The sequence below is a fragment of the Mesorhizobium sp. M8A.F.Ca.ET.161.01.1.1 genome (assembly GCF_004792105.1).
Taxonomy (GTDB): Bacteria; Pseudomonadota; Alphaproteobacteria; order Rhizobiales; family Rhizobiaceae; genus Mesorhizobium.
This window is the reverse complement of sequence record NZ_SRTD01000029.1, coordinates 1-21,015: the sequence shown is the minus strand read 5'-3', so window position 1 is coordinate 21,015 and position 21,015 is coordinate 1. Positions and strand designations below refer to the sequence as shown.

The 21,015-nt window shown below is 60.8% G+C and carries 18 protein-coding genes and 2 pseudogenes; 4 read left to right on the top strand and 16 right to left on the bottom strand.

The window, feature by feature from the left end; genetic code table 11:
* Nucleotides 1-200: 200 nt before the first annotated feature.
* The 8 genes from ccoS to ccoN all read right to left on the bottom strand — a co-directional run bounded on the left by ccoS (nt 201) and on the right by ccoN (nt 8,251).
* On the bottom strand, nt 201-356 hold the full coding sequence (ccoS, locus tag EN804_RS33290) for a cbb3-type cytochrome oxidase assembly protein CcoS (RefSeq protein ID WP_135922198.1): 156 nt from the start codon (nt 354-356) through the stop codon (nt 201-203).
* Nucleotides 353-2,641: a cation-translocating P-type ATPase gene (locus EN804_RS33285; protein ID WP_135922197.1), complete on the bottom strand. Its 2,289-nt coding sequence runs from the start codon at nt 2,639-2,641 to the stop codon at nt 353-355. The genes ccoS and EN804_RS33285 overlap by 4 nt, the downstream gene beginning before the upstream one ends.
* Nucleotides 2,638-3,135: a FixH family protein gene (locus EN804_RS33280; RefSeq protein ID WP_135922196.1), complete on the bottom strand. Its 498-nt coding sequence runs from the start codon at nt 3,133-3,135 to the stop codon at nt 2,638-2,640. The genes EN804_RS33285 and EN804_RS33280 overlap by 4 nt, the downstream gene beginning before the upstream one ends.
* On the bottom strand, nt 3,132-4,691 hold the full coding sequence (gene ccoG / locus EN804_RS33275) for a cytochrome c oxidase accessory protein CcoG (protein ID WP_127873531.1): 1,560 nt from the start codon (nt 4,689-4,691) through the stop codon (nt 3,132-3,134). The genes EN804_RS33280 and ccoG overlap by 4 nt, the downstream gene beginning before the upstream one ends.
* A 178-nt stretch (nt 4,692-4,869) precedes the next feature.
* Nucleotides 4,870-5,733 carry a cytochrome-c oxidase, cbb3-type subunit III gene (gene ccoP, locus EN804_RS33270; protein ID WP_127275984.1) on the bottom strand — a complete coding sequence of 288 codons (864 nt, stop codon included), beginning with the start codon at nt 5,731-5,733 and terminating at the stop codon, nt 4,870-4,872.
* Between the two features lie 2 nt (nt 5,734-5,735).
* Complete coding sequence (locus EN804_RS33265; RefSeq protein WP_127275983.1) at nt 5,736-5,885, bottom strand: cbb3-type cytochrome c oxidase subunit 3; 150 nt, start codon at nt 5,883-5,885, stop codon at nt 5,736-5,738.
* Between the two features lie 12 nt (nt 5,886-5,897).
* Nucleotides 5,898-6,629 carry a cytochrome-c oxidase, cbb3-type subunit II gene (gene ccoO / locus EN804_RS33260; protein WP_135922195.1) on the bottom strand — a complete coding sequence of 244 codons (732 nt, stop codon included), beginning with the start codon at nt 6,627-6,629 and terminating at the stop codon, nt 5,898-5,900.
* 11 nt (nt 6,630-6,640) lie between these two features.
* Nucleotides 6,641-8,251 carry a cytochrome-c oxidase, cbb3-type subunit I gene (gene ccoN, locus EN804_RS33255; protein ID WP_127275981.1) on the bottom strand — a complete coding sequence of 537 codons (1,611 nt, stop codon included), beginning with the start codon at nt 8,249-8,251 and terminating at the stop codon, nt 6,641-6,643.
* A gap of 249 nt (nt 8,252-8,500) precedes the next feature.
* Between ccoN and EN804_RS33250 the strand changes: the two genes are divergently transcribed.
* A complete protein-coding gene (locus EN804_RS33250) occupies nt 8,501-8,911 on the top strand; it encodes a hemerythrin domain-containing protein (protein ID WP_127275988.1) in 411 nt (136 codons plus the stop codon).
* Nucleotides 8,912-8,913: 2 nt separating this feature from the next.
* Here the strand turns inward: EN804_RS33250 and EN804_RS33245 are convergent, their stop codons facing one another.
* On the bottom strand, nt 8,914-9,642 hold the full coding sequence (locus EN804_RS33245) for a Crp/Fnr family transcriptional regulator (RefSeq protein ID WP_127275980.1): 729 nt from the start codon (nt 9,640-9,642) through the stop codon (nt 8,914-8,916).
* A gap of 162 nt (nt 9,643-9,804) precedes the next feature.
* Here EN804_RS33245 and hemN point away from each other — a divergent pair, with 162 nt between their 5' ends.
* Nucleotides 9,805-11,154: an oxygen-independent coproporphyrinogen III oxidase gene (gene hemN / locus EN804_RS33240; RefSeq protein WP_127275979.1), complete on the top strand. Its 1,350-nt coding sequence runs from the start codon at nt 9,805-9,807 to the stop codon at nt 11,152-11,154.
* A 103-nt stretch (nt 11,155-11,257) separates the two neighbouring features.
* Here hemN and EN804_RS33235 read toward each other — a convergent pair whose 3' ends face one another.
* The 6 genes and pseudogenes from EN804_RS33235 to EN804_RS33210 form a co-directional block, all read right to left on the bottom strand.
* Nucleotides 11,258-11,593, bottom strand: coding sequence for a DUF779 domain-containing protein (locus EN804_RS33235; RefSeq protein WP_127275978.1), 336 nt, complete (start codon nt 11,591-11,593; stop codon nt 11,258-11,260).
* 62 nt (nt 11,594-11,655) lie between these two features.
* Nucleotides 11,656-13,173, bottom strand: coding sequence for an aldehyde dehydrogenase (gene adh, locus EN804_RS33230; RefSeq protein ID WP_127275977.1), 1,518 nt, complete (start codon nt 13,171-13,173; stop codon nt 11,656-11,658).
* Between the two features lie 144 nt (nt 13,174-13,317).
* A complete protein-coding gene (locus EN804_RS33225; protein ID WP_127275976.1) occupies nt 13,318-14,286 on the bottom strand; it encodes a helix-turn-helix domain-containing protein in 969 nt (322 codons plus the stop codon).
* 208 nt (nt 14,287-14,494) lie between these two features.
* Nucleotides 14,495-14,926, bottom strand: coding sequence for a potassium channel family protein (locus EN804_RS33220; RefSeq protein WP_127275975.1), 432 nt, complete (start codon nt 14,924-14,926; stop codon nt 14,495-14,497).
* 128 nt (nt 14,927-15,054) lie between these two features.
* Nucleotides 15,055-17,138 (bottom strand): annotated as a pseudogene (locus tag EN804_RS33215) (mechanosensitive ion channel family protein); the annotation flags it as partial.
* Between the two features lie 126 nt (nt 17,139-17,264).
* Nucleotides 17,265-17,732 carry a DUF1214 domain-containing protein gene (locus tag EN804_RS33210; protein ID WP_246693523.1) on the bottom strand — a complete coding sequence of 156 codons (468 nt, stop codon included), beginning with the start codon at nt 17,730-17,732 and terminating at the stop codon, nt 17,265-17,267.
* A gap of 331 nt (nt 17,733-18,063) precedes the next feature.
* Between EN804_RS33210 and EN804_RS33205 the strand changes: the two are divergent.
* Nucleotides 18,064-18,666 (top strand): annotated as a pseudogene (locus EN804_RS33205) (alpha/beta hydrolase); the annotation flags it as partial.
* Nucleotides 18,667-18,759: 93 nt separating this feature from the next.
* Nucleotides 18,760-19,032, top strand: coding sequence for a hypothetical protein (locus EN804_RS33200; RefSeq protein ID WP_127275987.1), 273 nt, complete (start codon nt 18,760-18,762; stop codon nt 19,030-19,032).
* 328 nt (nt 19,033-19,360) lie between these two features.
* Here EN804_RS33200 and EN804_RS33195 read toward each other — a convergent pair whose 3' ends face one another.
* Nucleotides 19,361-20,791, bottom strand: coding sequence for a porin (locus EN804_RS33195; RefSeq protein WP_135922193.1), 1,431 nt, complete (start codon nt 20,789-20,791; stop codon nt 19,361-19,363).
* Between the last annotated feature and the right edge of the window lie 224 nt (nt 20,792-21,015).

The window sequence follows — 21,015 nt, the reverse complement described above, 5'->3', positions numbered from 1 at the left end:
CTCCTGTCTCTCGACTGTTGCGGATGAGCAGAAGGTACATGACCTGACGCTAGCCCTCTTTGCGCTGGCTCAAACTGTGTTGTTAATCGCAGGAACAACAGCTCGGGATGCAGAGGTCTTGTGGGTCACGATTTGACATGTGAAAGTTCGGTGTCGCGGTTTTCAGTAACGGTGCGCTGCCACCAGCGTCTTTCTGAATATCAGTCGCCGCTTTTGTCTTCCAGATCAATCAGGATTCGCTCGGCGGCTCCGTCGAGATCTTCGTATTGGCCATTCTTCAATGCCCACAGGAATCCCCCCAAGCCAAGCGCACCAAGAAAGAGAGCGACGGGTATGAGGTAGGTGAGAGTGGTCATGACGATCGGACCAGGTTGTTGAAGTTGGACACCCTGTTGCGGCGAACATCCTTGGCCGTTGAGAACGGTTGCGACGATCGCAGGCGTAGAGCATTGCCAATGACAAGCAGCGATGAGGCGGACATGGCGATCGCCGCGATCAGGGGCGTAACGTGCCCGAGGATCGCTATCGGTACTGCGACCGCATTGTAGACGATCGCGATGACGATGTTCTGCCGGATCAGGCGTCCTGCCTGGCGCGAGACGTCCAACGCCAGCGGGACGGCCATAAGGCTCTCGCGCAGGAAGACGAAGTCCGCAGCGTTGCGGCCAATATCAGCGGCGGTCGCCGGTGCAATCGATACATGCGCAGCGCTTAGTGCCGGCGTGTCGTTGAGACCGTCGCCAACCATCAGAACCCTGTGTCCGTCTTTCGCCAAGGTCTCGATGCGTTCGACCTTGCCGGATGGCAGCAGGCAGGGGACAAAGTCTTCGACACCAAGCACCTTCGCAACATCGGCGCAGGCTGCCGCTGTATCCCCTGACAGCATTTCGACAGATACCCCGGCGTCGTGTAACCGATCGATGGCTGGTGTGGCATCGGCGCGAAGCACATCGTCGAAAATGAAGGATGCGACAATCATCCCATTCTTTGTCAGGACCGTTCCACCGTATCCGTGTTTGCCTTCGCCGCCAGTTCGAGCCTTCCAGCCGGCCCATCCGCGTCGGCCCAGGCGCCATGTGCTCCCGGCTGCAGTGGCCTCGATTCCGAACCCAGGATGCTCGGTGACGGCCTCGAATTTGAACCGGCCGCCCAGAGTGGCAAAGCCGGCTATGGCCTTTGAGAACGGATGGCGCGAATGCGTGGCCAGGTCGGCTGCCAGGGCCAGCATATCTGGGCTGACCGATGGCGCGTTGACGAGTCGGGGCTGGCCGAGCGTCAGCGTGCCGGTCTTGTCGAACACAGCCGTGTCGATTGTTGCCAGGCGCTCCACGGCCGAGCCGTCCCTGACCATGATGCCGTTCTCGAACAGGCGCCGCGCGGCGACCACCTGAACGATCGGCACTGCCAGGCCAAGCGCGCAGGGGCACGTGATGATGAGAACAGCGATAGCGATCGTCATGGCCCGGTGCCAGTCGCCGGTCGCCGCCACCCAGCCAAGGAATGTCAAGAAGGCGGTGAGATGCACCACGGGGGCGTAGAGCGCCGAGACGCGGTCGGCGATGCGGCGATAGTGCGCGCGGCCGCCCTCCGCGGCCTCCATCAGCCGCACCATCTCCGCCAGGAACGAATCCCTTGCGGCGGCAGTGGCTTCGATGGTCAGCGGGCCGGTGATATTGAGCACGCCGGCCTGCACGGCTTCACCGGGCCCTACGTTTTTTGGCGTGCTTTCGCCTGAAGCCAGCGAGCAGTCGAGATCCGACGCTCCCTGGATGATCTTGCCGTCGACGGGGATTCTTTCGCCGGCTGCGATCAACAACCGCATGCCCGGTTCGATCTCGCCGACCGGTAGATAGTCGCGCGCACCATCGCCGCGAACCACCATGGCGCCACGCGAGGCCAGCTGCGACAGGCCTTTCACCGCGGTGCGGGCACGTTCCCGCATTACGTGATCCAGCGTGCGGCCGATCAACAGGAAAAACAGCAGCGATACCGAAGCATCGAAATAGGCGTGCTCGCCATGGTTGATCGTCTCATAGAGGCTCATCGCGTAGGCAAGTGAAACACCGACCGCGATCGGAACGTCCATGTTCATGCGGCCATGGCGCAGCGCATTCCAGGCCGATCGGAAAAAGATACCGCCGGCGAAGGCGAGCGCCGGAATGGCGATCAGCGCGGAGACCCAGTGAAACAGGTCGCGGGTGGCCCCTTCGGCGCCTGACCAGACCGAGACCGACAACAGCATGATGTTTCCGGCCGCGAAGCCGGCAACGGCGACGGCGCGGATCAGTTCGGCAAGCGTTTTGTCTTTCCTATCAGCGTCGACTTCGAACAGGTGCGCCTCGTAGCCTAGCCTGCCAAGCGCGGCGACGAAGGGTGGCACCTCGTCCCCACGCCACCGGATCGCGACGCGTTTCGTCGAAAGGTTGACACGCGAGCCTTCGACATTGTCGATCTTTCCCAGCGCCGTCTCGATCGTCTGGATGCAGGCGGCGCAATGAACCGTCGGCACTGAAAGATCGGTCTGCCGAAGATTGTCGCCAAGCGAGCGGCTGGCGAGCCTGATCTCCTGGCTGGATGGCAGCGTCGATGCGGCGCTGCCCAGATCCAGCGCCATTTCGGTGCCCGGTGCGCAACAGCTCATTGCAGCGCTCCATCGGAAATCATGATCCGACGGACGTCGCGGTACGGCCTATCCAGGCCGGCATCGGCGTCGACCTCGACGATCCAGACGCCGTCCTTTGGAATATGCTGCGCCGCGAATTCCTGGCCTGAAGCAAGGGCCAGCGTGACCGACTCGTCCTCCTTCTCGTATGCGGGATGACGAAACACCATCTTCACGCCGCGCAGAGGAACCGGCTTGCCGGCTGCGTCGGCGATGCTGTAGCGGACTTGGCCCCATGCGATGGTTAGCTTGCCTGTCCAGCCGAGTGCCGCTTGCGCCCGGCCCTCCTGCGCCTGCTTGTTGAATTGCTGGCTCGCAACATAGGTATTTTCGACGACGAGGCCGGTCCAACTGGTGTTGGCAAGCGTTGCCATGGTCAGGTTGACCGCGATCACCACCCCGAAAAAGGCGAGGACAATGACCAGCATGTGCCGGCCCGTGAATTCCCGAGGCTTCTGGGCATTGGCGGTCATCTGGCGGCCTCTGGAGCGTTGAAAGTGGCGGTGTATTCGTTGGACTCGAAGCTGGCCTTGTCCTCGACGCGGAATTTGAAGGTCTGCGCCGGGGCGCGGATCTGGTCCGCCGGCTGGCGGACGAAGACCTTCAGCATTTTCAGGCGGTCGGGTTCGACCGGAATGGCAAAGGAGCGGCCTGCCGGGATGTCTTCGCCGACCACGCTCATGTCAGCTCCATACAAGCCTTGAATCGTGACGACGATCGTCCTCGGCTCGGGGATCATGTTGAGCAGTTTGACGGTATAGCCATTGCGGATAGACCCGTCGGAAAGCGTGACGAACTGAGGATTGCGATCATGCAGCACGTTTAGTTCGAGCCGATCGCGCGTCAGCAGGGAATAGAGCAGGCCAAGGCCGATCAGCGACCACAAGCCCATGTAGACATAGGTGCGCGGCCGAAAGATCTTGCGAATGTGAAAATGCGCTACCTTGTCGGAGAAAGCGCCGCCAGCGGTCCTGACGAGCGATGGATTGACTGGGCTGGAGCCGCCTGCTGTCGCCAGCATCATATTGGCGTTGTAGTCGGACAGCGTCGCATACGCGATCAGCCCATGCTCCCTGCCGAGCTTGTCCATGACACCGTCGCAGGCGTCGATGCAAAGCGCGCAGGTGATGCATTCGAGCTGCTGGCCGTCGCGAATGTCGATCCCCATCGGGCAGACCGCGACACAGGCGTTGCAGTCGACACAGTCGCCTGCGGGCTGGCCAACCGCCAGCACTTTCTTGGCGTGACGCGAACGCGGTTCGCCGCGCCAGTCGTTGTAGGTGACGGTGAGAGAATTTTCGTCAAGCATGGCCGCCTGAATGCGCGGCCATGGGCACATATAGGTGCAGACCTGTTCACGCATCAGGCCGCCGAACGTGTAGGTGGTTGCCGTCAGCACGGCGATGGTGATGTAGGCCACGGGTGCGGCGCTGCCGGTCCAGAGCTGGCCGAGCAGTGTCGGTGCGTCAGCAAAGTAAAAAATCCAGGCGCCTCCAGTCGCCGCGCCGATGACCAGCCAGATCGCATGCTTTGATACGCGCAGCACCAGTTTGCGGGCGGTCCAGGGACCCGTATCGAGCTTCATGCGGGCATTGCGGTCGCCTTCTATCGCGCGTTCGACGACGAGGAACAGATCGACCCACACCGTCTGAGGGCACGCATAGCCACACCAGGCACGGCCGACAGTCGAGGTGATCAGGAAAAGACCGACGCCGGCCATGACCAGGAGGCCCGCCACATAGAAGAATTCCTGCGGCCATATCTCGATGAAGAACAAGTAGAAGCGCCGATTGGCGACATCGAGCAGCACCGCCTGGTCGGGTGCAAACGGACCACGGTCCCAACGCAGCCACGGCGTCAGATAGTAGATGCCAAGCGTGATCGCCATCACCAGCCATTTGAAGCGGCGAAAGCTGCCTGAGGCGCGCTTTGGAAAGATCTTCTTGCGCGGCGCATAAAGAGGCTGACGGATCTTGGCGGAATTGACCGCCTCGGCTTCCAGCCGCTCTACCTGCGTATTGTCCAGCAACGACTTTTCTCCGCTCTACACGCAGACGGCGATTTGAATGCGCCGGGCAACAATGCCGCCCGGTGGACCTGCCCGCGTTGATGCAGGTCAATCTTGGCTTTGCGGAAAAGAGTCGAGGCCCGGCTGGGCCGGGCCTCGTCGCCTGGAAGGTGAAGGGTCGAGAACAGGTCCCCGCTTCCTATTCTCCACCGCCAAGCGAATGGATGTAGACGGCCAGTTCCTTGACCTTGGTTTCGCCAAGACGCGCTCCCCAGGCTGGCATGACGCCCTGCTTGGGTGCGCGAACCTGGTCGGCGATTGCCGTCTCGCCCGAGCCATAGAGCCAGATCGCGTCGGTCAGGTCGGGGGCGCCGAGCTCCTTGTTGCCTTTCGCGTTGTCACCATGACAGGCAACGCAGTTTTCTGCGAAGACCTTGGCCCCGGGCTGGATCAGACTAGCATCGTGGACCTTGCCGGACAGGCTGGCAACGTAGGCGCTGACTTGGGCGATCTGGTCGGCGGTTATGATGTCGCCAAAGGCAGGCATTTCCGACAAGCGCGTGTCCGGATCGGACGCGAAGCGGATACCATGCGTGATCGTCTGCTGGATCTGCTCAGCCTTGCCACCCCAAAGCCAGTCGTCGTCGTTGAGATTGGGAAAGCCCTTGGAGCCCTGGGCACCGGAGCCGTGACATTGCACGCAATTGACCTTGAATGCGGCGCCACCTGCAGCGACTGCGAATTCGCGCAAGGCATCGTCCGCGGCTATCTCCGAGACGGTCTTGGATTGCACCGCCGCGACATATTTGCCTTTGGCGGCTTCAGCCGTGGTCAGCTCGTTCTTGACCTCGCCGCGGCTGGAATAGCCGAGCACACCCTTCGTCGCCGAGTGCAGCAGTGGCCATGCCGGATAGGCGATCGTGTAGCCGATCGCCCAGACGATGGTGAGGTAGAAAGTCATGACCCACCAGCGCGGAAGCGGATTGTTCAGCTCCCTGATGCCGTCCCATTCGTGGCCCGTGGTTGAGACGCCAGAGATTTCGTCGATGTGCTCGTCGCTCATGATTACTCGTCCTCAAGGGGGATCCGGGCAGCCTCGTCGGCCAGCTTGCGACTGCCAGGGCGGAGGGAGAAGACAATTGCCCCGACAAAGAAAAGCGCCATGGCGACCAGGCCCCAACTGTCAGCAAACTCCCGCATCAAATTGTATTGCATGGATAACTCTCCTCAGCGGTAGCCGGCGGCTTCGTCGTAATTCTTGAAATCGACCAATGTGCCGAGCATCTGCAGATACGCAACGAGGGCATCCATTTCGGTCACCTTTTGCGGATTGCCGTCGAAGTCGCCGACCTTGGCTTTGGGATATCTTTTCTGAAGGCCGGAGGTGTCGGCATTCGGGTCGGCCTGCGCCATCAGATCGGCGTTGGCGTTGGCGATCATGTCATCGGCATAGGGGACACCGACACGCCTGTTGGCGATCAGGTGCGTAGAGAAATCCTTCACCTCGATCTGCGCGTCCTTCAGGAAGGCATAGCTCGGCATGACCGATTCCGGCACCACCGAGCGTGGGTCGGCAAGGTGCGCGGCGTGCCAGGCATTCGAATAACGGTCACCAACCCGGGCGAGATCTGGCCCGGTGCGTTTGGATCCCCACTGGAAGGGGTGGTCGTACATCGACTCCGCAGCCAGGCTGTAGTGGCCGTAACGCTCGACCTCGTCGCGAAACGGCCTGATCATCTGGCTGTGGCAGAGGTAGCAACCTTCGCGCACGTAGATGTTGCGCCCGACAAGTTCGAGCGGCGAATAGGGGCGCATGCCTTCCACCTTCTCGATCGTGTTGTCGAGGTAGAAGAGCGGCGCGATCTCGACGATGCCGCCGACGGTCACCACAAGAAGCGAGCCAACGAGAAGAAGCGTGGCGTTCTTCTCGATGAGTGCGTGTCTGTCCATCAGGCTCATTCTCTGGCTCCTTATTCGGCAGGCTGCAGGGAGGGTGCGGAGCCCGGCATCGGCTCTTCCGCGCGCTTGTATCCAAGGATGGTCATGGTGATGTTCCAGGCCATGATCAGGGCGCCGGAGAGGTACATGGCCCCGCCGATGGCACGCATGACATAGTATGGGTGCATGGCGGCGACGGTTTCAGCAAAGGAGTAGACCAGGAAACCCTGCTCGTCGTATTCACGCCACATCAGACCCTGCATGATGCCGGATACCCACATCACCGCCGCGTAGACAACGATGCCGAGCGTCGCCAGCCAGAAGTGCCAGGTGACCAGCCGCAGCGAATAAAGACGTTCACGGTTCCAGAGCTTCGGCACCATGTAGTAGATCGCGCCGAACGAGATCATGCCGACCCAGCCGAGCGCACCGGAATGGACGTGGCCGACGGTCCAGTCGGTATAGTGCGACAGTGAGTTGACCGTCTTGATCGACATCATCGGTCCCTCGAAGGTGGACATGCCGTAGAAGGCGATGGCCATCACCATCATGCGGATGATTGGATCGGTGCGGATCTTGTCCCAGGCGCCCGAGAGCGTCATCAGGCCGTTGATCATGCCGCCCCATGACGGCATCCAAAGCATGATCGAAAACACCATGCCCAATGTCTGCGCCCAGTCGGGCAGGGCCGTGTAGTGGAGGTGGTGCGGACCGGCCCAGATGTAGAGGAAGATCAGCGCCCAGAAGTGAATGATCGACAGCCGGTAGGAATAAATCGGCCGGTTCGCCTGCTTGGGAACGAAATAATACATCATGCCGAGGAAGCCGGCCGTGAGGAAGAAGCCGACGGCATTGTGGCCGTACCACCATTGCGTCAGGGCGTCCTGGACACCCGAGAACGCCGAGTAGCTCTTCGATCCAAGGAAAGAAGCCGGCATCGACAGATTGTTGACGACGTGCAGCATCGCGATGGTGACGATGAAGGACAGATAGAACCAGTTGGCGACATAGATATGCGGTTCCTTGCGCTTCAGGATCGTGCCAAGGAACAGGATGAGGTAGGCAACCCAGACGATTGTCAGCCAGATGTCGACATACCATTCGGGTTCGGCGTATTCGCGGCTTTCGGTGATACCGAGCAGGTAGCCGGTCGCGGCCATCACGATGAAGAGCTGGTAACCCCAGAACACGAACCAGGCGAGATCGCCACCGAAGAGCCGGGCGCGACAGGTGCGTTGCACGACGTATAATGATGTGCACAGCAGCGCATTGCCGCCGAAGGCGAAGACGACGCCCGACGTATGCAGCGGCCGCAGGCGGCCGAAATTGAACCAGGGCTGGATATTGAGATCAGGGTAGGCAAGCTGCAGCGCGATGACGACGCCGACCAGCATGCCGACCACCCCCCAGAACATTGTAGCGATGGCGCCGTAGCGGATGGGTCCGTCCATGTAAGCGGAGGGGTCGACCGGCGCGGCCACGTCGAATTTCGTGTTGCGGAGGAGGATGGCGACAAAACCGAGCAGCACGAAAAAAAGCACCCACATATGCTGTCGGAAAGGCTCATCTGCACCGAAGCCGGCGGCCACCAGAGCCGCAAATGTGAACAGGCCCAAAGCGAAGATTGGTGTGCCGAACTTCATGAGATGCCCCCGACCTTGGATACCGATGCGCGGACGCCAATCCGCGTGGACACCAATTCAGCAGTTGCGTTGTCGCCGCCTTGATCCATGTCAAAGCTCAGTGCTTTCGGATTGGGCAGCGTTGGTCTGCAAATGACTGGAGGGTCGCCGTTGAGCCGGAAGAAAGGGCCAGGATCGTCGCTGTTCGAAGTACGCGATGGAGATGCCGCACCAGTTGACCGATCCACAGAAGTGGTCCCGGCCGCGGTGATGAAGCGCGCGCACAGGGAAAAGTTGCAACTCTGCGATGCCTTGGAGAGAATCGCGGATGCATTGCCCAGCGTCGATCGTCTGAAGTGCCTCGGCACGGCCAACGCCATCGTCCCGCTGCTGCGCGACATCCATCGATATGAAGAGACAGTCATCTTCCCCGCCTACGAGGAGGCCGTGGTCGGCAGTAATGCGAACCTTGCTTCAACCCGGCGACTGCGGGCTGAACATGTGGAAGATGAGTGCTTTGCCGGTGAGGTGACCGAAATTCTGCTGGCCATCGGTCATGGCGAGACAGTCGAGAACCCCGAGGCCATCGGTTTCATGTTACGCGGCCTGTTCGAGAACTTGCGCCGGCACATAGCGTTTGAACGCGAGCACGTCCTCCCTATGATCGGGATCGTCGATTGATCCTAGGCGCCGGAGCGTCGCTGCAGCCGGTCCAAGCTATCCACGACAACATGCCGATTGTTCTCTATCCGGATTACGCTATCTGATCGCAGCCTGGTCAGCTGGCGGCTGACGGTCTCGATGGTCAGACCAAGGAAATCGGCGATGTCGGCGCGGGTCAAAGGCAGGTCGAAACTTGTCGACTGGGCGGCCGGGTCAAGCGTGGGGTCGATGTTTCTGGCGATCATGAGAAGAAAGCTCGCCACCTTTTCCGAAGCACTCTTGCGGCCCAGCGTCACCATCCAATCGCGGGCGTCATCGAGTTCATTCAGCGTCTGCTTGAAGAGACGGTGCTCCAGTTCCGGCGATTCCTTCATCATCCGTTCGATGGCGGCCTTCGGAAACGAGCACAGGGAGACTGCCGTTGCGGCTTCGGCGTTGATCGCGCTTTCCACCTTGAAGGGCCGGCCCAGAAAATCGGGAGCAAATTGAAGCCCGACAATCTGCTGGCGCCCGTCCGAAAGGCTCTTTGTAAGCTTGACCACGCCGGAAAGCACGTTCGAGTAACTGTCGACGGTTTCGGCGTCGCCAATCAATTCCACGCCCGGTTCAACGGTATGCTTCGACGAGGTCTTGGCGAGGCCGACCAATTGTTCGGGATCGAGCGCTCCGCAAACACCGTGGTGCCGCGCTTCGCATGATTGGCAAAGCACGGGAATGCCGGCGCTGTGTACATCCTGGCGCACTGTCATCGTGGTCGTCCGCGGAACCATAGGTCCCGTCAGAATATAGCATCGGCCCAGCAAAAAGCCTTGCGGCAGTTTGTCCGCAGCCGATGGGCATTGACCGAGATCAAGGCGGTTGTCGCCCCTGGTGAGCAGTATCGCGCGACACAGCCCGGAGTTGATTGCGACATGCGGCCAGATCTAGTTGCCAGACTTGGTGAGAACGTGCCGCGCTATACCAGCTACCCAACGGCGCCGCATTTTCATCCGGGCGTCGATGCTGCCGCTTGTCGTGGCTGGCTGCAGGCGCTCAACGAGGGCGACGAGATCTCGCTCTATTTGCACATCCCCTATTGCGACAAGCTTTGCTGGTTCTGTGCCTGCCATACCAAGCAGACGCGCCACTACGAGCCCGTGACGGCCTATCTTCGCTCACTGCATGCCGAGATCTCTACCGTTGCCAGTCTTGTCGGAGGCAAGGGCCGCGTGCATGCCGTCCATTTCGGCGGCGGTTCGCCGACGATGCTCAAACCGCAGGACATAGTGGCGCTGGCAACAGTGCTGCGCAACAGCTTTGCATTCCTCCCCGGCGCCAAGATCAGCGTCGAAATCGAACCCAACGACATGGACGAAGCCCGCCTCGACGCGCTTGCCGAAATAGGCATGACGAGAGCGAGCCTCGGCGTCCAGGATTTCGACCCCAAGGTCCAGAAGGCCATCAATCGCGAGCAGACCTTTTTGCAGACCAAAGCCGTCGTCGACGGCGTTCGCTCGCGCGGTGTCGAATCGGTCAACCTGGACCTGCTCTACGGTTTGCCGCACCAGACCAGGGAGAGTGTCCTATCCACGGTCCAACAGGCGCTGTCGCTGGAGCCGGACCGGATCGCGCTTTTTGGCTATGCTCATGTGCCATGGTTCAAGAAACATCAGACAATGATCGACGACGCCTGGTTGCCAGGCCCGGAGGAGCGGTTCGCCCAATCGCAACTGGCAGCGCGCGCCATCCTCGACCAAGGATATGAAGCAATTGGGCTCGACCATTTCGCAAAACCAGGCGATGCGCTGGCGCTGGCCGCGCGCTCAGGGACGTTGCACCGCAACTTCCAGGGCTATACCGAGGATCGCTGCGAAACCTTGATCGGCCTCGGTCCGTCATCCATCAGCCAGTATCGGCAAGGCTATGCACAGAACATGCCTTCGACCACAGAGTATGGCCGCATGGTGGCTGACGGCGGGCTGGCGACCGTCAGAGGCATCGCGTTCTCCATGGATGATCGCGTTCGCGGCTGGATCATCGAACGGCTGATGTGCGACTTCGCCTTTTCCGCGATCGACTTGGTTGAGCGCTTCGGCGAAGCCGGCCAAAAGCTTCTCAGCAAGGCAAGCTCGACCGCCCTGCTTGATCCAGCGCCGATGCTTGAATTGAACGGTGACCACTTCGTCGTGCCGGTGGAAAGCCGGCCCTTTGTCAGAAGCGTCGCCGCGAAGTTCGACAAGTATTTCGAAACCGGCAAGGCGAGACATTCGGTAGCGGTCTGAGCGGCGGCTTGGTCGCGAACTGAATGCGATGGGACCGAACGTTGTGTCAGGGCCGTCAAGCCTATGACGGCCGTGTCCATGACCCGATGGATGACCCACATCCTCATCTGACAGCGCAAATCGTCGACCGCGTCAGGAATCGCTTCTCGCGTCCATTGTCGAGCGAGAACATGCCGCCGCGACCAGCCACTACGTCGATAATGAGATCGGTGTGCTTCCAGGCTTCGAATTGCGAGGCCCCGATGTAGAATGGCGCCTCACCGATGTGGCCGAGTAACACATCCTGGTCACCGATGATGAAGCCAGCCACCGGATAGCACATTGGCGAAGAGCCGTCGCAGCAGCCACCGGACTGATGGAACAGCACCGGGCCATGATCGGTGACGATCTCCGTGATCAGTTCAAGGGCTGCCGGCGTCGCTGTGACTTTTGCATGCATGGTCTTATCCGGTTTCCAGTCATGCGCGCGGTCCCTTGGGGCCGCGCGCATGGGCGCAGCGATCAGAAGAAGCCGAGCTTCTTCGGGCTGTAGCTGACCAGCATGTTCTTGGTCTGCTGGTAGTGGTCGAGCATCATCTTGTGGGTCTCCCGGCCAATGCCGGACTGCTTGTAGCCGCCGAAGGCCGCATGCGCGGGGTAGGCATGGTAGCAATTGCTCCAGACGCGGCCAGCCTGGATTGCCCGGCCGAAGCGGTAGGCGCGGTTGGCATCGCGTGTCCAGACGCCTGCGCCCAGACCGTAGAGCGTATCGTTGGCAATGCTGAGGGCTTCGTCGTCGTCCTTGAAGGTCGTGACCGATACCACCGGCCCAAATATTTCCTCCTGGAAGATGCGCATCTTGTTGTGACCCTTGAACACCGTGGGCTGGACGTAGTAGCCGCCGGCGAGGTCGCCCGGCAGAAGATTGCGCGCCCCACCGGTCAGCAACTCCGCTCCTTCCTGGCGGCCGATGTCGATGTAGGACAGGATCTTTTCCATCTGCTCCGACGAGGCCTGAGCACCGATCATCGTCGCCGGATCGAGCGGGTCGCCCTGCACGATCGCCTCGACGCGCTTGAGGGCGCGTTCCATGAATCTGTCGTAGATTGATTCATGGATGAGCGCACGGCTGGGGCAGGTGCAGACCTCGCCCTGGTTCAGCGCGAACATGACGAAGCCTTCGATAGCCTTGTCGAAGAAATCGTCGTCTTCGGCGACGACATCCTTGAAGAAGATGTTGGGTGACTTGCCGCCCAGTTCCAGCGTGACGGGAATGAGGTTCTGGCTGGCATATTGCATGATCAGCCGACCCGTCGTGGTCTCGCCGGTAAAGGCGATTTTGGCGATGCGCGGTGACGAAGCGAGCGGCTTGCCGGCCTCGAGGCCGAAACCGTTGACGATGTTGAGCACGCCTGCCGGCAGCAGATCGCCGATAAGATCGGCCCAGAGCAGGATAGCGGCCGGGGTCTGCTCGGCTGGCTTCAGCACCACGCAGTTGCCGGCCGCAAGCGCGGGAGCAAGTTTCCAGCATGCCATCAGCAACGGGAAGTTCCACGGGATGATCTGACCGACCACGCCGAGCGGCTCATGGAAGTGATAGGCGACGGTGTCGTCGTCGATCTGCGAAAGGCTGCCTTCCTGGCCGCGCACGGCGCCGGCGAAATAGCGGAAATGGTCGATGGCCAGAGGCAGGTCGGCCGCGGTCGTTTCCCGGATCGGCTTGCCATTGTCCCAGGTTTCTGCACAGGCGAGGAGATCGAGGTTCTCCTCCATGCGGTCGGCGATGCGGTTGAGGATAAGCGACCGCTCGGCCACGCTGGTCCGTCCCCAGGCATCCTTGGCGGCATGGGCCGCGTCCAGGGCCGCATCGATGTCCTGGGCATCTGAGCGCGCCACCTCGCACAGCAGCTGCCCGTTTACCGGCGAGTGGTTCTCGAAGTAACGGCCGGACCGCGGTTCGGCCCATTTGCCGCCGATGAAATTGCCATAGCGCTTGTCGAAGGGCGCCTTGACCGAGCGTGAAAATTCAACCTTGTTCATGTGTCTTCCTCCCAAAGCTGACGTCGCGGGATGCGACGCTTCGGAAGAGACTTGCGATTTTCGCCCGTAGTTGTCACCGCACTGGTCACCGCGGTCGGACATGATGTGTCGCAGAATTGCGACAGTCATGGTCGCCAAGGGAGTTCAGTGAGACCGATGGACATCCAGGCGGTTGAGCTTGCGGTGGAGCGTCGCGCGGCTGATCCCTAGCGCCTGAGCTGCAGCCGAGACATTTCCGTCAGCGCGCGCGAGTGCACGCTGGAGAGCCCCGCGCTCTGCCTCAGCGAGAATTTTGGAGCCGCGCTCAGCCCAGCCGAACAAATCGGCGGCGGGCATCGGCTTGTCGAGACACTGCTGGGTAATGCCAAGCGCCAGGCGCGCCGAACGGGTCGCGCCGACCACGAGATCGTCCGCGTCAACGGCGATCAGCGCTCCGGAGCCTTTGTCAGTCACTGGGGCGAGCAGAATTCGCGCCTTTGGGAATGCCATCTTGAAGTTTTCACCTTCGATCCGACGCACCGCGTCGACCACAGCCATCGAGATGAGATTGGCGAAGGCTTCGGTCAGATCAGCCCGGCAGGAAGACACGTCAAGCGCGGCTACAAGATTCCCTTCATGATCGTGGATAGGAGCGGTGGTGCAACTGAGCAGCGTGTTGCGCGTATGGAAATGCTGGTCACGGTGAATTGTGAGAGCGCGCCGCTCGACCAGACAGGTGCCGATCCCGTTGGTGCCTTGGCTTTCCTCGTTCCAGACGGAGCCAGTCCACAAACCCCAGGAACGAAACGTCTCGTCATCGACGGGCGCACCGCGCCGTTCGACCGGCACCCCGTCACGATCGGCAAGCAGGACACAGCACCCGACGCCGCCAACCGCGAGATAGAGCCGGTCGAGACTCGATTGGGCAGCTTGGACGAGAGGTTCGATGCGTTGCCCGGCCTGTCCCAGTTCCGCCTCCGTCAGATAGCGTGGGGGGCTACAGTCGGCTGGATCGAGCCGATGCAAATTGGAAGACCGTCGCCAGGAAGCAACCAGTGCGGACTTCGCTGCAGCGTCCGAGGCAATCGCCGCCTGGATGCGGTCGGCATGATGGCCGTATAGATCCTCGCCCATGCTTAAATCCTCCCAACCTGATGTCTTTCCTCCCGATCTGACCGGTCTGCGGTTCCCGTAGCACATAGTCAATTCGTCGAAAGAAGCAGAAAGCGGATGTCTTCCTCTCGCCTGTCTCTGAGCAATTCGTGGTTACCATCGACAGAAAGCCTACCGACAGATTGACGCGCGTTCATTGATCGGGAGCAAATGGGAGCATCTGCTGCGGTCAAAAATGCTCGCCGGCCTTGAAGGGCCCGATGCGGGTGCCTGCTGCTATCAGGTAGGCTGTCGACCAGCCGATTAGCAGGAACCCGTTCACGCCCTCGAGTGCCGCCAGGACGCGCCACGCATGGGCGGGCACGATGTCGCCGTAACCAACCGTCGAGAAAGTGATGGTGGAAAAGTACAAGGCAGTTTCGAAATCGGCGAAGATGTCGAGCATCCGGTATAGCCCAGCCCAAAGCCAGACCTCCGTGGTCATGACGGCAAAGAGACCCATCACCACGCTGATCATCGCGACGATGCGGCTGCGGCGCCCGTGCATGCGAAAGCGGGACACAAGGTATCCCATCGCATGTGTGACGGCGATAAGGCCAAAGGTATGAACCAGCACCGTCAGGCTTATGACGATTGTGCCGATGAGCAGATTTAGAACCATAGATAATCATACCGATCGAAATCACGACCCAATTTGTGCCAGATCAAATCTGCAGTGCAGGGGGTGTCCCGGCCTTTTTCGCCAAGTCTCGCAGTGGCGTTGTCACAAAGCGGGCCGGATTCGGAAGTGCCATCAGGCGCCGGGTTTGCCGCTAGCTCTTAGCCTGCTTCAGCTTGAGTAGTTGCTGCGCGGCGGCCGCGTTGTCGCCGCCACCCTCCACATGCACGGTGGGAACAGCGAGCTTGATGCCGTTCTCGTCGAATGCCTTCTTGATCATCATGAAGGCTCGCCGCTTGATGCCGAACTGACCTCCCGGCTTGGTCATCAGCTTCATCCTGATGTCGATCCCGGAGTCGCCAAAACTGTCGACACCTTGCATTTTCAGCGGCTCGATCGTATCGGCCGCGAACTCAGGATCCGCGGCCAGCTCCTGACCGATCTTCTTGATGAGCCTGCGAGCGAGGTCTATGTCAGAATCGTAGGTGATGCTGAGAGCCATCTTGTCCATCACCCAGTCACGGCTCATGTTCTGGATGGCGCCGAGCTGGCCGAACGGCACGGTGAAAATTGGGCCGCGGTGATGCCGCAGCCTGACTGATCGCAGGCTGAACGATTCGACTGTGCCCTTATAGCTGCCGCTCTGGATATACTCACCGACACGGAAGGCGTCGTCGAGCATATAGAAAACGCCGCTCAGCACGTCCTTGACCAGTGTCTGCGAACCGAAGCCGATAGCGACGCCGAAAATGCCCGCGCCGGCGATCAAAGGTGCAATCTGCACGCCCAGTCCGGACAGGATTGTCAGTACTGCGACGGCCGCGATGAAGACAGCAAGCACGTTGCGGAATATCGGCAGCAGCGTACGCAGCCGGCCGCTGCGGGCAAGGTCGTCCGCGCTTGACCCGTCTTTTGACGCGAGCTCCATCCGATAAGCGATCAGCGCCTTCGCCAGCTGCCACAGCAGATCCGCTACCAGGAGGATGATGATGCTATTGAGCAGGCCCGAAATCACGATCGCGCCTGTTTCACTGCCGGCAAGGGCAGCAGCCCTGATGCGCCAGACATAGGCGAGCCAAGCGACCGCCGCGCCAATCATCGCTGCCCTGGCTCCCCTGACGATCAGCACGTTCAGCATGATGCCGAGGGCGCCGCTGCGCTGCGCTCTGCTGGCGAAGGCCTGTGCGACGTTGCCAACCCCACGCACCGCCACCGGCAATAGCAGCGCATAGAGGCCGAGCCACAGCACGCCGAGCAGTCCTGCCACCCAGGCCAGCCAAAGCGCGATCAGATAGAGCGTCAGCAGCGAATGCCTGGCAGCGGAAGCTGCGCTGCCCGGCCGCCGCCAGACGATTTCGATGGCGATGGCCAACATGCCCAGGCCACAAAGCAGGGCAACCACCCGCGCCACGTCGACCGAGAAACCGATGCTCGGCATGAGGCTGACCACGGCCCAGCCAAACAGCAGAAAGCCGGCGATGAGGCTCACGCGCCGAAGCCAGAAACGCTGCGCGGTCGAGTTTGCAACAGGAACTGTTGTCAGCGTCTCATCCGGCGTCCTGCTCTCCGCGCCGGCGAGTCCAAACAGCAACCTGACAATTGCGCGGACGACACGCACGGCGATGAAGGCGAGCAGCAAAGTCAGCACGATGCGGCGCAGCAAAGGCGGCCAGTCGAACGCGAGGAACGAGCCGATGGCTGCCAGAGCAAATGTCAGCAAGGCAGCGACCTCGGACAGGGCTGCCTGTCCGGGATCAATTGTTGGGTCAGAACCGCCAGGCGACAAAGCCCGGCGGACCAGCCACTCGGCGCCGAAGCCGACGACAGTCAGCACTGCCAGGATCAGGATCACCAGCCCGGGCCTACCTGAATTCACGTCGCGCGAGACGACGCCGGCGGCGTTAGCTGCCTCCTGCGGGATGCGAGGAATGGCATCGGTGAGCGCGACGAGACGTGCGCGAACGGCCAGCTCCCAGTTCGAGATTGCGTCGGCCAGCGATGCGGCAGACGGTTCCTCGGCGGCTACCGGTATCTTTCCTTCGAGCCATACCTTGACCTCCGGATCGGACAGCAGGTCGAGGAATTGCCGTGCCTTTTCGGGCGGCACGCCGTCCGGAGGCTGCTGGGCCCAGGAAGCTCCAAGGAGCACCCAAAGGAAAATCGGAATGACGGCCGACAGTAGAAGACCAATTCGAGTGGGCAGTGCATTGCTCATCGAGCGCTCCGGCAAGTTTCGATCGACAGTACGACCAGACGTTCCCGCAATCGAACGAACCATGCCGGATCGAACGCGGAACCCTGCTACTTGACCACCTCAAACTCGCCCGGCCGCCAGGTCTTGTCAAACCAGGGTTCGAGCGGGCCATAAAGCCGAAGAATCGGATACCATCCATCCCTTCCCGGCGACGGTCTGGACCCAGTTCGCTTCTTTACCTTCAGCGGCCTTCGGGCCGAAATAGAGATCGACCGAACCGTCAGAGTTCTCGGCGAGCTTGTCGCGCTTGTTGTTCTTGCTCGGGAAGGTCTGGCCCGTCTCAAGCTCCGAGCGCGTCTGCGGATCGCCGATCACCACGGACCAGAAATCCTTGACCGGCGGATTAGCGGGAATGTGGAGGCTGTACGTCTTGGCACCGTCCAGATAGTCGTCGTTCACGTCGGTTGAGGCATAGGCGTATTGGGAACCGACGCCGATCATTTTCTGCACCATGGCGGGCGTGTTCACCGTCGCCTGGTAGAAGAACATGGTCCTGGAGTCGAGATTGCGGCCGCCCTCGCCGCCGTCCCGGAGCCATTCATAGCTGCCGTCCACGAAGCCGCGTTCCAGGAGCTGTTTGGATAGAGTTGGGCGCCGTCGAGGCGAGGGCGGAAGGCCAGCGCGCGGGCGGTTGCGTTGCCGATAGCGAGCGCTTCGACCAGCAGCTTCTTCATTCGCTCGTCCGGCGCGAAGGGCTTGCCCTTCTGGATGCCGATGGAGGCAAACAGGCCCAGCATTTCCGGATCGAGCATCGAACTCGGCTCACGCTCGATGACCGTGTGGAGCTCTTCATAGAACTCGTAGTCGATGGCGTGGATGGCACCGGCTTCCGCGATCCGCTGATGAATTCCATCCTTCGGCGGGTTATCGCGTTTGGGCCTCGCGGGGCAAGACGCTGGACTGCGTGTACGACAACAACAGCGCGACCATCGCTCGCGACGGATTGGAGCGGACGCTGCGCCTTTTGCTGGCCAGCGATGCCGATGAAATCAACGTCCTCGCGCATTCGATGGGTAACTGGGTGACCGTCGAGGCATTTCGGCAAATCAAGATATCGGGAAACCTCACTTCCGCCAGCAAGCTTGGTACGGTGATACTCGCCGCCCCCGACATCGACGAGGACGTATTCAAATCGGAAATGCAGCGAATTGGGAAACCAAAAAAGCCGTTTTTGATCATTGTCTCGCGCGACGACAAAGCATTGGGTCTGTCGAGGCTTATCGCTGGCGGCAAAGATCGGATTGGGGCGAGCAGCAACACGGCGGAACTCGCAGAACTCGGCGCGATAGTCGTTGACTTGTCTGATGTGAAAGCCAACGATGCGACCAATCACGGCAAGTTCGCCCAAGTCGCGGAAATTGCGCCGGATCTTCGCAAGGCCCTGGCGCAGGGTATTCCAGATCAGCAAGAGGGCGGGCTGGCCGGCGCCACAACCCGCGTTCTTACTTTACCCGTCGCGGCGCCGATAAAGATCCTGACGGCCAAGTAGCGCTTGCCGCAGGTATTTGACTTATAGAGAGGATGAACGATGACAAGACGTAGCTTGAGATTGGCCGGTGGTGCGGCTGCGATCGCCGTCGCCATGATTTTTGGCGGACTGATCGACACAGTTGTACCGCTCCCCTCTTTCGTCGGCGACGCGCAGGCGCGAGTTGGCCATCCGCTCACGCCCGGCAGCGTCGCTGGCGTTGCGAGGCGCACCACCCGCCGAACAATCCGTCGGACGAGTGTCTACGTGAACAGCCTCCCGGCCGCATGCGTGAAAACCACCGTCTACGGCCCCGTACTGTGGCACTGTGGCGGCAGGTATTATCAGGCCTCCAGCGGGCGCTACGTCGTCGTCAACATACAGTGACTTTGGGTGGCTTCTGGCAATAGTGCTCCCGGACAGGCGCGATGCGCCTGTCCGTTGGGGCCGTGCCAGCCTTCTGCGGTCCCACCGTCCCAGTTTGCGCCGAAGGAGCCCCATTTGTTCCGGAGCGCAGCGCTGTTGCTGATCACGGGACGTTCACGCGCGCCTTTCGCTCCTGGGCGGGGATGCCGCCCAGGAGCTTCAGCCGGCGATCCGAAACGGCCACTAATTAGCACGATAGGTTTGTCGGGCTTCTTGCTCTCGTAGCGCGGAGAAAAGTCGAAGATCCCGCGAGGCAACAGCTTTGATGATCGTGTTTACATCGAACCGATCAAAATTCACGTGTAACCCACAGGAAGTCCGTCGTCCCTTTCAAATCGGCACCCGGAATAAGACCGACCGCGCCGTTGAGCGCGACATGTGTGCTAAGCGCATCCACTTCCGTGCCGATCGTCCACTTTTCCGTGGGCTGATAGATCAAATTTACGCCGTATCGCTTCGTTCTGATCGAGGGGTTGGTCGCGAACAGGTCGAGATTCACCGCGACATAGCTTACGAACGCGTTCGACTCCCATTTGTCCGACCATTCATGATGGTACGAAGCCACGGCGCTCCAACCCTGTATCGGGCCGACGGTGGGGAAGCGCGCGGCGAAAGCGGCGGCGTCGGCTTCGGTGCCAAGGAAAGCAGGCGCGTCTACCGAATAGGCAAGGCCGGCGCTAAAATTATCGTCTTCACCGGCAAATCTAACCGGCGCCGTAAGGCCGGCTGTCGCTGCCCAACCGAATCGGCTGCCGGCCGACAAATCGAGCAAGCGCGCGGCCGGCGTCTCTTGCCGACGAGCGGCCGCCGAAACCTGCATGATCCAGTCGTCTTTTTCGTAATGGAGCTGCGCCGTGAAATACGGCGGCGTCTTGGGGAATTCCCAGGTGGTTGCACCGCGGCTGGTCGGAGGACCGGCCTCAACCGCCACAGAGGACGATAGATCGTCGGTGATCTCGTATTTGTAGGAAGCCAGATAACTGCTCAGCGACGGCGACGACGCGGTGAACTGGAAATCGCCCGACCAGGCGTTCATGAGGGATTCAGCGTAGCCAACTTTTACCCCCGCATATTCGATGGTTGCTTCGGACAAGGTGGGCGCTGCGTCGAAACCATCGTCGGAGTTATAGCTCCAGGAAGTACCGAAGACGAACTTGAACGGTCCTGATCCCGTCAGCCGCGCAGCTGCAAGGCGCAAATCCGCTTCGGAGCTGAAAGTCCGGGCGGTTCTTGAACCAGGTCCCAAATGCGGCTCCGGAGCATTGGTGTGTTGCAGGGTGCCCTGCAGGCTTCCGGATAGATCGTAGCAAACGCCGTTGACGAGGTAGCGATGCGACCCCGTGCCATCGGTTGCGCTGAGCGGTTTGCTTTCCGAGCCAGACCCGCCGACATCGATGTCGCACACGGCGCTATCTTCTTCCTCCTCGTCCTCGCCATCGTCCTGCGCGAAGGCCGGCGACAACAAGCGAAAGAGACACAAGCAGATCATGCAAAAGCGGCGAACGTGGCGCCCAAATACTACCTCGCCGGAGTTTTGGCGCAGTCCCGTGGATGCCGACACACCGTCATGCGACTTGTTTGCGTCAACGGATGAGCCAGGCGCACGTAACACGCCCAGCTCCCGACGGCCCTCTTTGTCATCCTGCGAAAGGCTTGCAGCGTTCGAGAACGACCGTGCCAGGGGCCCAACTGGCGGCGGGTTCCGCTTGCCAATCAGCATGCCGGGCTTGGCACACGCCAGAGCAGGAAGCCAACGACCCGAACCATGCCAGCGTTCTCCTTCAATCGACGCGTCACTCGTATTCTAAAGCAAAAAGCGTCAGATGCCGCCGCCATTGTCATATTGCTCTTCGGCAATGTCACGCTCGTCCAGCCAGTGTTCCAGGGTATCTACCATCTCTTCGGCCGACTTGCCGAGCGTCTTGAGATGGATCTCCGGTTTCT

Coding starts and splice junctions, on each gene's coding strand:
- EN804_RS33235 (WP_127275978.1), bottom strand. CDS start 11,593: ATGCATGCAAAAGTCACAGCGACGCCGGCAGCCCTTGAACTGATCACG.
- EN804_RS33245 (WP_127275980.1), bottom strand. CDS start 9,642: ATGACAGTGCGCCAGGATGTACACAGCGCCGGCATTCCCGTGCTTTGC.
- ccoS (WP_135922198.1), bottom strand. CDS start 356: ATGACCACTCTCACCTACCTCATACCCGTCGCTCTCTTTCTTGGTGCG.
- hemN (WP_127275979.1), top strand. CDS start 9,805: ATGCGGCCAGATCTAGTTGCCAGACTTGGTGAGAACGTGCCGCGCTAT.
- adh (WP_127275977.1), bottom strand. CDS start 13,173: ATGAACAAGGTTGAATTTTCACGCTCGGTCAAGGCGCCCTTCGACAAG.
- ccoP (WP_127275984.1), bottom strand. CDS start 5,733: ATGAGCGACGAGCACATCGACGAAATCTCTGGCGTCTCAACCACGGGC.
- EN804_RS33265 (WP_127275983.1), bottom strand. CDS start 5,885: ATGCAATACAATTTGATGCGGGAGTTTGCTGACAGTTGGGGCCTGGTC.
- EN804_RS33200 (WP_127275987.1), top strand. CDS start 18,760: ATGATTTTTGGCGGACTGATCGACACAGTTGTACCGCTCCCCTCTTTC.
- EN804_RS33250 (WP_127275988.1), top strand. CDS start 8,501: ATGAAGCGCGCGCACAGGGAAAAGTTGCAACTCTGCGATGCCTTGGAG.
- EN804_RS33195 (WP_135922193.1), bottom strand. CDS start 20,791: ATGCTGATTGGCAAGCGGAACCCGCCGCCAGTTGGGCCCCTGGCACGG.
- EN804_RS33225 (WP_127275976.1), bottom strand. CDS start 14,286: ATGGGCGAGGATCTATACGGCCATCATGCCGACCGCATCCAGGCGGCG.
- EN804_RS33280 (WP_135922196.1), bottom strand. CDS start 3,135: ATGACCGCCAATGCCCAGAAGCCTCGGGAATTCACGGGCCGGCACATG.
- EN804_RS33220 (WP_127275975.1), bottom strand. CDS start 14,926: ATGGTTCTAAATCTGCTCATCGGCACAATCGTCATAAGCCTGACGGTG.
- ccoN (WP_127275981.1), bottom strand. CDS start 8,251: ATGAAGTTCGGCACACCAATCTTCGCTTTGGGCCTGTTCACATTTGCG.
- EN804_RS33285 (WP_135922197.1), bottom strand. CDS start 2,641: ATGAGCTGTTGCGCACCGGGCACCGAAATGGCGCTGGATCTGGGCAGC.
- ccoO (WP_135922195.1), bottom strand. CDS start 6,629: ATGAGCCTGATGGACAGACACGCACTCATCGAGAAGAACGCCACGCTT.